The 11,220-nt window shown below is 54.8% G+C and carries 12 protein-coding genes; 4 read left to right on the top strand and 8 right to left on the bottom strand.

Annotated features, from left to right (window positions below):
• Window positions 1-292: 292 nt before the first annotated feature.
• The 4 genes from UC15_RS11280 to UC15_RS11265 are packed head-to-tail and all read left to right on the top strand — an operon-like array spanning window position 293 to window position 3,427.
• Window positions 293-1,120, top strand: coding sequence for an ABC transporter substrate-binding protein (locus UC15_RS11280; protein WP_112288538.1), 828 nt, complete (start codon window positions 293-295; stop codon window positions 1,118-1,120).
• A 24-nt stretch (window positions 1,121-1,144) separates the two neighbouring features.
• Window positions 1,145-1,975, top strand: a complete 831-nt coding sequence (locus UC15_RS11275; protein WP_112288537.1) for an amino acid ABC transporter ATP-binding protein — start codon at window positions 1,145-1,147, stop codon at window positions 1,973-1,975.
• Complete coding sequence (locus UC15_RS11270) at window positions 1,972-2,745, top strand: amino acid ABC transporter permease (protein WP_112288536.1); 774 nt, start codon at window positions 1,972-1,974, stop codon at window positions 2,743-2,745. The genes UC15_RS11275 and UC15_RS11270 overlap by 4 nt, the downstream gene beginning before the upstream one ends.
• Complete coding sequence (locus UC15_RS11265; RefSeq protein WP_112288535.1) at window positions 2,735-3,427, top strand: amino acid ABC transporter permease; 693 nt, start codon at window positions 2,735-2,737, stop codon at window positions 3,425-3,427. The genes UC15_RS11270 and UC15_RS11265 overlap by 11 nt, the downstream gene beginning before the upstream one ends.
• Window positions 3,428-3,480: 53 nt before the next feature.
• Here UC15_RS11265 and UC15_RS11260 read toward each other — a convergent pair whose 3' ends face one another.
• From UC15_RS11260 to UC15_RS11230, 8 genes are all read right to left on the bottom strand, one after another.
• Complete coding sequence (locus UC15_RS11260; RefSeq protein ID WP_112288534.1) at window positions 3,481-4,281, bottom strand: amino acid ABC transporter substrate-binding protein; 801 nt, start codon at window positions 4,279-4,281, stop codon at window positions 3,481-3,483.
• Window positions 4,282-4,296: 15 nt separating this feature from the next.
• Window positions 4,297-4,965: an amino acid ABC transporter permease gene (locus UC15_RS11255; RefSeq protein WP_112288533.1), complete on the bottom strand. Its 669-nt coding sequence runs from the start codon at window positions 4,963-4,965 to the stop codon at window positions 4,297-4,299.
• A 24-nt stretch (window positions 4,966-4,989) separates the two neighbouring features.
• Complete coding sequence (locus tag UC15_RS11250) at window positions 4,990-5,721, bottom strand: amino acid ABC transporter ATP-binding protein (protein WP_112288532.1); 732 nt, start codon at window positions 5,719-5,721, stop codon at window positions 4,990-4,992.
• Between the two features lie 113 nt (window positions 5,722-5,834).
• Window positions 5,835-7,481 (bottom strand): ABC transporter ATP-binding protein, encoded by a 1,647-nt coding sequence (locus tag UC15_RS11245; RefSeq protein WP_112288531.1) that lies wholly within the window; start codon window positions 7,479-7,481, stop codon window positions 5,835-5,837.
• Complete coding sequence (locus UC15_RS25940; RefSeq protein ID WP_232829858.1) at window positions 7,478-7,960, bottom strand: ABC transporter permease; 483 nt, start codon at window positions 7,958-7,960, stop codon at window positions 7,478-7,480. The genes UC15_RS11245 and UC15_RS25940 overlap by 4 nt, the downstream gene beginning before the upstream one ends.
• Window positions 7,924-8,316 carry a hypothetical protein gene (locus UC15_RS25935; RefSeq protein ID WP_232829857.1) on the bottom strand — a complete coding sequence of 131 codons (393 nt, stop codon included), beginning with the start codon at window positions 8,314-8,316 and terminating at the stop codon, window positions 7,924-7,926. Before UC15_RS25935 ends, UC15_RS25940 begins: the two co-directional genes overlap by 37 nt.
• The gene (locus UC15_RS11235) at window positions 8,313-9,308 is read right to left on the bottom strand and encodes an ABC transporter permease (protein WP_112288530.1); all 996 of its coding nucleotides are present in this window, start codon (window positions 9,306-9,308) and stop codon (window positions 8,313-8,315) included. The genes UC15_RS25935 and UC15_RS11235 overlap by 4 nt, the downstream gene beginning before the upstream one ends.
• A 21-nt stretch (window positions 9,309-9,329) precedes the next feature.
• Window positions 9,330-10,952, bottom strand: coding sequence for an ABC transporter substrate-binding protein (locus UC15_RS11230; RefSeq protein WP_112288529.1), 1,623 nt, complete (start codon window positions 10,950-10,952; stop codon window positions 9,330-9,332).
• Between the last annotated feature and the right edge of the window lie 268 nt (window positions 10,953-11,220).

The raw sequence follows: 11,220 nt of genomic DNA, 5'->3' as shown, positions 1-11,220 counted from the left end.
CCGATTATTAGACCAGAACATGCACACATTAATTTTTGTTTTTGACCTTTATACCCCACCCCAACCCTCCCCTTCGCAGGGGAGGGAGCAAACGGAATTCCCCCCAAACCCAACATCTCCTCTCCTTATGCCTAAATCACCCATCTATATCCCTTTTTGTTAGTGGCACCGCCTTCATCCCTTGTGCAATTCTCTGACTTACAAAAGAAAAACAGGTCTGTATTTGTTCTGAATACTCCACTTTGAAAAATTGGGGCATAAGCCCTCTGAAGACTATTCATAAGGAAAAACGATGGCTGTCATTAACGTAAATAAAACCAAGATTGCCGCCGGATTATTTCTGGCGCTCAGCACGATTTCTTCTTTTGCGGCGCACGCAGATCAGCTGGCGGACATCAAGAAAGCCGGTGTGGTGAAGGTCGCGACCTTCGATTCCAATCCGCCGTTTGGGTCTGTGGATGCTAAAACGCATGACATCGTCGGTTATGACGTTGATTTCGCAAAAGCGCTGGCGAAAACGCTGGGCGTGAAATTGCAACTGGTACCGACCAATCCGGCGAACCGCATTCCGTTGTTACAGTCCGGTAAAGCGGATCTGATTGTGGCTGATATCACCATCACGCCGGAACGCGCGAAAGTGATCGACTTCTCCGTGCCGTATTTCGTCACCGGCCAGCAGTTCCTGGTGCCGGCAAATTCGCCGGATAAACTGGATGCGTATGCCACGGCGCGTATCGGTGCGGTGAAAGGCACCACCGGCGAGCAGGAATTGCATAACCGCTTCCCGCAGTCCCGCGTGCTGTCTTATGACGATATTCCGCTGGCACTTTCTGCGCTGCGTAACGGCAACGTGCAGGCCATTACTCAGGACAGCACCATTCTGGCCGGTTTGCTGGATGGCGCGCCGGATAAAGCGAAATACAAAGTGCTGCCTGAATTACTGAGCAAAGAAGAGATTGGCGTGGGTGTCAAAAAAGGCGAGACCAGCTTGCTGAAAGTGGTCAATGACGAGCTGCTGAATCTGGAGAAAAACGGTCAGGCGGTCAGCATTTATAACGTCTGGTTCGGTCCGCAGACTAAATCACCTCAGCCGCGTCTGTTCAAAATCGAAGCCAAATAATCTGTTTTATGCAAGGTAAGACACATGCAGCAAGACACTCTCTCAACCGCAGCGACGTCTGCGGTTTTTTCACATTCATCCGCCGGAAAAACGGCAGCCGTTGAATTCCGCCAGGTCAGTAAATCTTTTGGTCCGCATGAGGTTATCCGTAACGTGGATTTGCGTGTGGACAGCGGTGAAGTGGTGGCAGTTTGCGGGCCCTCCGGTTCGGGAAAATCCACGCTGATCCGGCTGATTAATCAGCTGGAATCGGTCAGCAGCGGTGAAATTCTTATCGCTAACCAGCCGACGCGCAATCTCAAAGGTGCCGCATTACGCCAGTTGCGCACGCACATCGGCTTTGTATTTCAGCAGTTCAACCTGTATGCCCATCTCACCGCCGAAGACAACGTCAGTCTGGCGCTGATCAAAGTACATGGCTGGAAGAAAACTCAGGCACGCGAAAAGGCACGTGCATTGCTGACACGCGTCGGGCTGGGCGATAAAGCGCTGCATTATCCTGAGCAGCTTTCCGGCGGTCAGCAGCAGCGGGTGGCGATTGCCAGAGCGTTAGTCACCGATCCGGGCATCATTTTATTTGATGAACCGACGTCGGCGCTGGATCCGGAAATGATCGGCGAAGTATTACTGGTGATGCAGGAACTGGCGAAAAGCGGCATCACCATGATTGTGGTGACGCACGAAATGAGTTTTGCCCGTGAAATCGCTGATCGGGTGATTTTCATGGACGGCGGTGAAATTCTTGAACAGGCGCAGCCGGAAGATTTCTTCCTGCGTCCGCAACATCCGCGTGCGCAGCGGTTTCTGCAAAAAGTCCTGTTCCCGCTGCATCCGCAGAGCGGAGTCGCGCTATGAACTGGCATCCCGACTGGGCTGGCGTGCTGACCGGCCAGCCTCTGCAATGGATAATATCCGGCTTCCTCACCACGCTGTATGTCAGCATTGTTGGCAGCCTGCTCGCCACGTTACTGACTGTGTTGCTGCTGGCGCTACGCATGAGTTCGTCGCGTCTGGCACGCGGTGCGGTGGCGGCGTTTGTCTCTGTTTTTCGCAACACGCCGCTGCTGGTACAACTGCTGTTCTGGTATTTCGCGGCGTACGGCGCGCTGCCGCAAAGCTGGCGTTTTTATATCGGCGACAATCATCCGTGGGCGTCGTTTCCGGGCAACATTGCGTGGCTGACCCCGGAATTTCTGTGTGCGGCCTGGGGGCTGGCGCTGTTCACGGCGGCGTTTCTGGTGGAAGAAGTGCAGGCCGGACTGAATTCTGTGCCCAAAGGCCAGACCGAAGCGGCGATTTCTCAGGGTTTCAGCCGTAAAACGCTGCTGCTTTCGATTATCCTGCCGCAGGCGCTGATCAACGCGTGGCAGCCGATCACCGGCCAGTATCTCAACCTGATGAAGCTTTCCTCGCTGGCGACAGGTATTGGTTTTTCGGAACTGACGTATCAGGTCAGCCAGATTGAAAGCTATAACGCGCACGCCTTTGAAGGTTTCGCCGTCGGGACGCTGCTTTATCTGGCGCTCGGACTGATCCTCGGCTGGCTGATGACGGCGTTTGGCCCGAAACGACCGCAGCACAGGCCGCAGGTGGTACTGAAGGAGGAAACCCGCGATGGAGTTTGACTGGTCTGTTATACACGATAATTTCACTTATCTGCTGTGGGGAAGGCTGGCGGATGGCGAGCCGGGCGGAGTATTGCTGACGCTAATCATGGCGGCATCGGCGGGCGTTCTGGCGTTAGTGTTCGGTGTGCTGATGGCGGCGCTGGCGTGGCGTTTCGGCGGCTGGACGCGGAAAATCCTGTTTATCTGGGCGTCGTTTATCCGCGGCATTCCGCTGATATTCGTGATTTTCTGGCTGTATTTCCTGCTGCCGGTGGTATTTGGCGGGTCGATCCCTGGGCCGATGACGGTGATTCTGGCGCTGGCCTGGTTTACCTCGGCGGCGGTGATGCATTCGACGCTGGCCGGTCTGGAAGCCTTGCCGCGCGGGCAAACTGAAGCGGGAATAGCGTCCGGCATGAGTGACGGCAAAGTGCTGTTGTTCGTGCTGTTACCACAGGCGTGGCCGAATTTGCTGCCGTCGTATCTCGGGCTGCTGATCTCTCTGGTGAAAGACACGTCGCTGGCGTTTATTGTCAACGTGCCGGAACTGACCACCGTCGCCGGACAGGTGAATAACCGGGTACAAATTTACCCGGCAGAAATCTTCCTGCTGGTCGGGCTGATGTATTACCTGCTGTGCGCCTCGCTGGCGTATCTGGCCGGTAAATCGATAAAACGTCGTCAGGGGTTGCGGACGTAAAAGAAAACCCCGCCTGGTTCCGGCGGGGTTTTCAGACTGGAGAGACGGCAGGTTTATTGTCTTTTGCTGACTGACGTTAATTCTGTATCCACACTCAGATCCCGGTCGAACCATTTTTCAGAAATCTTCTTCAATGTCCCGTCTGCCCGTAATTCTCCCAGTGCGACATCCACTTTCTGTTTCAGTGCTTCTCCGCGCGCATCTTTCCTGAACGGCAGGGCGACCTGTTTCAGGCCAAACGGTTCACCGACAACTTTCAACGGCAGATTTTTATGCTTGATCTGCCCGAGCAGGATCACCTGGCCGGAAACATAGGCATCCACTTTTCCCTGCGCCACGCTGTTAACCACCACATCCATGCCCTCGAAGGTCACCAGTTTGATTTCATTTTTCGGGTCAAACTCTTTCAGGACTTTGGCATAGTTCGAACCGAGATCGGCGGCGACGGTTTTCCCTTTCATGTCCTGCAAACCATGAATGGTGGTGTTGTTTTTACTCACCGCTAACTGCGCCGCTGAGTAATAGTAGGGCGCCGAATAATCATATTTTTTGCGCCGCTCCGGCGTGTCGGCGAAATTGCCTACGGTATCCACTTTGCCGGTTTCGAGAGAGCCCAGCACGCCACCCCAGTCGGACGTTACCCATTCAACTTTATAGTGAATCTTACCGGCAACGGCGTTGAGAATGTCCGCGCTGAAACCTTTGATGGTGTCGCCCTCTTTGAAATAGTGCGGATAACCGTCCGGTGTCGCACCCACCCGCAGAACCGGTTCGTCATCCGCTTTTTCGGCGGGTTTATCACATGCGGTCAGCAGAAGAGGGAGCGAACAAATCGCCAGTGTTAACAATCGCATAACATAATTTCCTGTTTAACCGGCATAAGGTTTGCCGAGATGTTTTTCGAGGCGACGCTGTAACTCACTGAAAATGATGGTCAGCGCCCAGTAGACCAGCGCCACGGCGAAATACGCTTCGAAGAATTTCAGCGATTCTGTAGCCACCATTTTTCCGGCGGCCAGCAGTTCGCTAACGCCTAAAGTGAACGCCAGCGAAGAGTTCTTGATCAGGCCGATATACACGTTGCCGGTCGCCGGAATGGCATTGCGGCAGGCTTGCGGAAACAGGATGCGGCTGGAGGCTTTAAACATGCTCAGTCCGGAGGCCAGAGAGGCTTCCAGCTGCCCTTTATCAACAGAGTCGATGGCGGCACGGAAGATTTCCGCCAGATAAGCGGACGTGTTTAAGCTTAAACCGAGGATCACCGCATTCATGGCGCTCAGTGAATTCATCGAAGGAATAATTTGCGGCAAACCAAAATAAATAATCAGTAACTGCACCAGAACCGGCGTGCCGCGAAAGAAGGAAATATAAAGGTGGGCGAAAGCCGCGGGTATTTTACCGGCCCTGAGTAACAAGGCGAAAATAATACCCAGAACGGTAGCCAGCAAAATGGAAAGCAATGAAATCAGCAAGGTCACGGGAAGATAAACGAGGATCTGCGGAATAACGCCGAGCATATAAGGAAAATCAAAATTCATTGTGCAAAGTTCCGTGTACGGCCATCAGGCAAAATCGTGTAAGAAAGAACGGGTGCGGTTCGAAGAGCCGGTCTGGAAGATTTTGGCCGGTTCGCCTTGTTCGATAATATGACCGTGCTCCATGAAAAATATCCGGTCAGAGACATCCCGTGCAAAACCCATTTCATGCGTGACGATCATCATGGTTAAGTCGCGTCCGGCCAGTCCTTCAATCAGGTTCAGCACTTCACGGCGCATTTCAGGATCCAGGGATGACGTGGGCTCATCGAATAAAATGACATGCGGATCAACGGCCATGGCGCGGGCGATGCCGACGCGCTGCTGCTGTCCGCCGGAGAGTGTGCCGGGATAAGCCGCCGCTTTGTGCGCCAGACCCACCTGCGCCAGCAATTCTTCACCCCGTTCGCGCGCCTGCGCTTTGTTCAGTTTTTGGGTAAAACGTAAGATCTCAGTGATGTTTTCCAGTGCGGTTTTATTTTTAAACAAATTGTAGTGCTGAAAAACCATCGAAGTCTGGCGGCGAAAATCGGCTGTTTGTCTGCGGGTGAGTGTGTCCGCATTAATGTGTTTATCTCCAATCTGGATCTGGCCGGAATCCGGCCTGACCAGCAAATTCAGCGAACGTAACAGAGTGGATTTTCCGGAACCTGATGGGCCAATAATCGAAACCACTTCACCTTTATTTACGGTGAAATTAATATCCGACAGGGCAGGGAATTGGTTAAATGATTTATTCAGTCCGCTGACAGTGATCATGCATACTCCCGCTGGTTAATATAAATAACGCGCATATTTCCTTAAAGGAATATTAACTTTTCGGTTGCCTGCGACAAATGCTTTAAATCGCTAACGATATGCGGGGCGTAATATTATGCATAATACCGGAGCGGATAATCTTTATTGTGCCGGTTTGAACTGACAACCGGCAGCGCATCAATCAGCTTTTTCGTCCACGGATGCGCCGGATGGTAGAACACATCATCGACATTTCCGTGCTCCACGACGCTGCCGTCTTTCATCACCATCACCCGGTCGGCCAGATGGTGCACCACGCCTAAATCATGGGAGATAAACAACAGCGCCGTGCGGTGTTCGGCCTGCATTTTTGCCAGCAAATCCAATACCTGCGCCTGAATCGAAACATCCAGCGCGCTGACCGGCTCATCGGCCACCAGCAGCGCAGGATTCGGCGCAAAAGCACGGGCAATCGCCACTCGCTGACGCTGTCCGCCGGACAATTCACGCGGATAACGGTGCAGAAAACTGTCGCCAAGCTGCACTTCATCCAGCAACTGACGGACGCGGTTGCGCCGTTCCTCACCAAAAATGCCCACGCTGTCGAGGCTTTCGCCGATGATTTTTTCAACGTTATAGCGCGGATCAAATGAACTCAGCGGATCCTGCGCAATCAGCTGGATACCACGACGTTGCAGTCTGCGCTGCGCTTCCGGAACCTGGCTCCAGCGCTGCCCCTGAATTTCTATCGTGCCGGATACCGGTTCGGTCAGCCCGAGGATCATCCGCGCCAGCGTGGTTTTCCCCGAGCCCGATTCGCCGACAATGCCCAGCGTTTCACCGGCAAACAGTTGCAGACTGACGTGACTGACCACGGTTTTACCAGCGTAGGCTTTGCTGAGATGACGGGTTTCCAGCACCGGATTAGAAACGGAAATATTGCGTGCAGGCAGCGGTTCACCACGTTTGCTGGAAAGCTTAAACCCGCGTGTTGCCGGACTCGGAACCGCCGCCAGTAGCTGTTGCGTATAGGGATGGTCCGGCGCGGACAGCAGCTTTTCGCCGCAACCTTCCTCAACCACTTTGCCCTGATGCATCACCAGAATACGGTCGGCCAGTTGCCCGACCACCGACAAATCGTGGCTGATCAGCAGCAGGCTTTCGCCTTTATCGCGCCGCTGTTGCAGCAAATCCAGGATCTGTTTTTGCACCGTCATGTCCAGCGCGGTGGTCGGTTCATCGGCAATCAGTAAACCGGGATTTCCGGCCAGTGCGGTGGCAATTAAAACCCGCTGGCGTAACCCTCCGGAAAGCTGATGCGGATAGGCACTGAGGCGGTTTTGCGCATCGGGAAATCCGACCGATTTCAGAGAGGCGATCACCTGTTCGCTGAGCAACTTCGGATCGGTTTTGCGGCTGGCGGTCAGCGCATCGCGAAGCTGCCGCCCGACCTGCCGTAACGGATCGAGCGACACCAGCGCGTCCTGCAATACATAGCCAATCTGGCTGCCGCGAATTTTACGCCAGCGCCGCTGGCTGGCGCCAAGCATGTCTTCACCGCCAATAACAAAACGATCGGCAGTAATACGCGCTTTGCCATCCTGTAAGCCGAGCAGGCTGCGGGCTGTCACGGTTTTCCCTGAGCCGGATTCACCGACAAATGCCACGGATTCCCCGCGACGTAGTTGCAGATTCAGCCCGCTGACGGCGGCTTTTTCACCGCCTGCAGTCGGGAAGAAAATCGACAGGTTTTGGATATCAATTAACAGTTCGTCGCTCATGGACGTTTTCCTTCAAAAGTGGCCTGCCAGTAACGCCCGAGTGTGTTGACTGAAATCACGGTCAGGGTGATTGCCACGCCCGGCCAGACGCCAATCCACCAGGCATTACGCAGATAATTACGGCCTTCGGCCAGCATCAGCCCCCATTCGGCGGTCGGCGGTTGCGGGCCCATACCGAGAAAACTCAGCCCGGCGGTGCCGATAATCGCCGTGCCCAGCCCGAGCGTCGCCAGCGCCGGAACGTGCGCAATGGCGTGCGGCAACACATGCCGCCAGACCAGCACATGGCGCTTCAGCCCCAGCGTGCGCGCCTGTTCGACATAGCCGGAAGACATCACCAGAAAGGTTTGTGCCCGCACTACGCGGGTGAAGCGGGGCACTGACGCCACGCCGAGTGCGAAAATCAGATTGGTGGTGCCGGGACCGGTAAAGGCAATCAGCATCAGCGCCAGCAGCAAATCCGGAAAGGCTGAAACCACGTCCACCGCGCGCTGATCAGCTCATCCAGCGGCCCTTTGAATAAACCCGCCAGCAGGCCAAGCAGGGTGCCTATACTGACCGCGACAACCATCGCCGCCAGGCTAATCAGCAGGGAATAACGGCTGCCATAAATGATACGCGCCAGCACGTCGCGGCCTAACTGATCGGTGCCCAGCCAGTGACTGGCGGAAGGCGCAAGCTGTGCGTTAACCGGATCGGCATTGAGCGGATCGTAATAAGTGAGCAACGCGGGGAAGACAACCGCCAGCAGTACCAGAAATATAAAACCGGCTGCCAGCAAAACACCGGCAGAGAAACGGCGTGTATTGCGCCCGGAAAGCAGAATCTGACTCATGCGTTTTCCTCCCCGGCAGCGGGCGCGTCGCGCAAGCGCGGATCGATAAACAGGTACAAAATATCCACCAGCGTACTGAGCACCACGTACACCAGCGCCGAGAAAATCGCTACCGCCAGCACCACCGGCAAATCCTTACCCAGCACGGCATCGACGGTGATTTTGCCCAGTCCCGGACGGCCAAACACCTGTTCGGTGATCACCGCGCCGCTGAGCAGACCGCCAATCAGCCAGCCGGTGAGGGTGACCGCTGGCAGCGCGGCGTGGCGCAGCGCATGGCGTAAACGGATGACAGTGTTGCCCAGTCCCCAGGCGCGCAGCGTCAGAACAAAGGGCTCATCAAGCGCATCTTCCAGCCCGCGGCGCAGCACCTGCGACACCACTGCGCCCTGCGCCAGTCCGAGGGAGAACGCCGGTAACACCAGCGACGAAAAACTGCGGTCACCGGCGACCGGAAACCAGCGCAAGGTAAAGCTGAAGATAAACAGCAGCACGATGCCAAGCCAGAAAGAGGGCGTAGACGCCAGAATCAGTTCGATGAAACCGGCGATGCGTTGCCCCCGGCGACGATGCGCGGTCGTGACCGCCATCAGCACGGCAAACACCAGACTGACCACCAGCGCCAGACCGGTGAGTTTCAGCGTCGGCCACAACTGCGACAGCACCAGCGAACTGACGTCGGTATTGAGCATGTACGAACGACCAAAATCCCCGTGTAATACGCGCCACAGGTAATGCAGATATTGCAGATACAACGGCTGATCCAGTCCCCATTCGGCGCGGATCGCCGCCTCAATCGCCGGTGTATGCACCTGTTCGCCCATCAACAAACTGACGATATCGCCGGGCGCGAGGTAAACGCTGATAAACGACAGCGTAACCGCTGCCCACAGCACCAAAACGCCGGTGACTATCCGCCGGATGATCCGCCCGCGCCACGACGGTCTGGCCTGAGGGCGACGGGGAGAAATAAATGCAGTTTCAGCCGACATATTCTGATTCCTTACTTCTGATTAATGCTTGCTCAGCCAGACGTCATAGGCGTTTTCAGGCATCTGTTTGAAAGGCCTGAAGCCGACACCGTGAACGTAAGACGCTGCCGCAATCTGATCTTCCGGCTCGTAAAGCGGGATCGCCAGTGCCTGTTGCAACACCGCAAAATTCTGCAACTGACCGTAGAAGGTTTTGCGCTGTGCGTTATCCAGCGTCAGCGACGCGCCTTTGAGCAGCGGAATAATTTCCGGCGCATCGGTGCGGCTGTAATTGATCGCACCGCCGCCATTGACTGGCAGATAGTGATTTTCGATATCAATGCCGTCGGTGTCGGTATTGGAGTTGGCAATCGATCCGAACTGGCCGGTTTTGCGCACTTCGGTATAGGTGCCGGAATCGACATAACGGATCTTCAGATCCACGCCCAGCCGCTGCCGCGCCTGCGCCTGTATCGCCTGCAACAGCACGTCGCGCTGGTCGCGCACGGTCGCCTGCGCCTGAATAATTTCAATGCTCAGCGGCTGGCCGTTTTTGGTGCGGATGCCGTCGGCGCCTTTGGTTTTCCAGCCTGCTTCATCAAGCAACTGGTTTGCGAGCGTCGGGTTATTGCCGTATTTACCGCTCAGGCTGGCGTCATACAACGGATCGACCGGCGACGTAATGCCCCAGACACGCGTGCGTTCGCCGCGATAGATCGACTGCAAAATCGGTGAAATATCCAGACCCTGTAATATCGCCTGACGGACTTTGACGTCCTGCGTCGGGCCATATTTCACATTCAGGAACAACGAATAAGGTGTGCCGGTATTGAGTGCGTGCTGGTAAGAGAAATCAGGATTGTCTTTGAATTCACCGGCATCGTTACCGGAAACGCCTTCAATCACATCTACCTGACCGGACAGCAGCGCGCCGGTGCGCACGGAAGATTCCGGCAGGAAACGGTACGTAATCCCTTCGAGATATGCCGGACCCTGATGTTTCGCATTCGCCGATGCCCAGCGGTAATCCGGGTTGCGCACATACTCAATCTGCTGACCTTTCTCATAGCGTTTGAGAATAAATGGCCCGGTACCCGCGATGTCTGTACCACCGGATTTCAGCTGCGGTGAAGTCCATGAAGAAGGCGATATCAGCTTCAGGCCGGAAGCAAAGGAAAGGAACGGGCTGTAAACGTCTTTCAGCGTAATGCTGACGGTGTGTTCATCCGGCGTGGCGACACTGGTAATTCGCCCTGCGAGCGTGCAAATACTCGACCCTGCGCAATACGCCGGATCCTGTGCATGACGGAAATTTTCGGCGACGGCAGCGGCATTAAATTTCTCGCCATTAGAGAATGTCACGTCATCGCGTAGCGTAAACGTGTAGGTTTTGCCATCGTCAGACACCTGATAACCGGTTGCCAGCCACGGAATGTAAAAGCCGTCCGGCTTGCGTGCTAACAGCGATTCATAGGCAACACGCAGGATCAGTTCCGCTTTTGACTGGCCGTTTAACTGTGGATTGAGCGTATTGGGTTCGGTTTCCACGCCCCACGTCAGATTCCCGCCTTGTTGCGGTTGTTCTGCGGCATACAGTGACTGACCGGAAGAGAGCACTAACAGCGCAAGCGCAGTGAGAGAACGAACGTTAACAGAGGATTTCATACATTTCCCGTCAGGTAATAAGTCATGAATTATTCGAATGAACTCAATAAATAACGCCGCTTTATTCCGCGCAGCTGAAGGGATTATTAATGTCAGGTTGCTAAGTTGTAAAATCACAATATTTGCTTATAAGAAACAATAAATGACTTAGTAAATGAGTGGCATGGCCGAAATAAAATGAAGGAGAATATAATTCGCTATCGATATCTGTTTTTTGAGTGACTGCCTCAAACTCAGGGTTGCTGGCGTCGGCCCACACCGACCAGAG

The organism is Rahnella sp. AN3-3W3 (assembly GCF_003263545.1).
GTDB classification, from domain to species: Bacteria; Pseudomonadota; Gammaproteobacteria; order Enterobacterales; family Enterobacteriaceae; genus Rahnella; species Rahnella variigena.
The sequence above is the reverse complement of the archived record's forward strand: the minus strand, read 5'-3'. Positions and strand labels throughout refer to the sequence as shown.

Coding starts and splice junctions, on each gene's coding strand:
- UC15_RS11270 (WP_112288536.1), top strand. CDS start 1,972: ATGAACTGGCATCCCGACTGGGCTGGCGTGCTGACCGGCCAGCCTCTG.
- UC15_RS11275 (WP_112288537.1), top strand. CDS start 1,145: ATGCAGCAAGACACTCTCTCAACCGCAGCGACGTCTGCGGTTTTTTCA.
- UC15_RS11245 (WP_112288531.1), bottom strand. CDS start 7,481: ATGAGCGACGAACTGTTAATTGATATCCAAAACCTGTCGATTTTCTTC.
- UC15_RS11260 (WP_112288534.1), bottom strand. CDS start 4,281: ATGCGATTGTTAACACTGGCGATTTGTTCGCTCCCTCTTCTGCTGACC.
- UC15_RS11280 (WP_112288538.1), top strand. CDS start 293: ATGGCTGTCATTAACGTAAATAAAACCAAGATTGCCGCCGGATTATTT.
- UC15_RS25935 (WP_232829857.1), bottom strand. CDS start 8,316: ATGAGTCAGATTCTGCTTTCCGGGCGCAATACACGCCGTTTCTCTGCC.
- UC15_RS11250 (WP_112288532.1), bottom strand. CDS start 5,721: ATGATCACTGTCAGCGGACTGAATAAATCATTTAACCAATTCCCTGCC.
- UC15_RS11230 (WP_112288529.1), bottom strand. CDS start 10,952: ATGAAATCCTCTGTTAACGTTCGTTCTCTCACTGCGCTTGCGCTGTTA.
- UC15_RS11265 (WP_112288535.1), top strand. CDS start 2,735: ATGGAGTTTGACTGGTCTGTTATACACGATAATTTCACTTATCTGCTG.
- UC15_RS11255 (WP_112288533.1), bottom strand. CDS start 4,965: ATGAATTTTGATTTTCCTTATATGCTCGGCGTTATTCCGCAGATCCTC.
- UC15_RS11235 (WP_112288530.1), bottom strand. CDS start 9,308: ATGTCGGCTGAAACTGCATTTATTTCTCCCCGTCGCCCTCAGGCCAGA.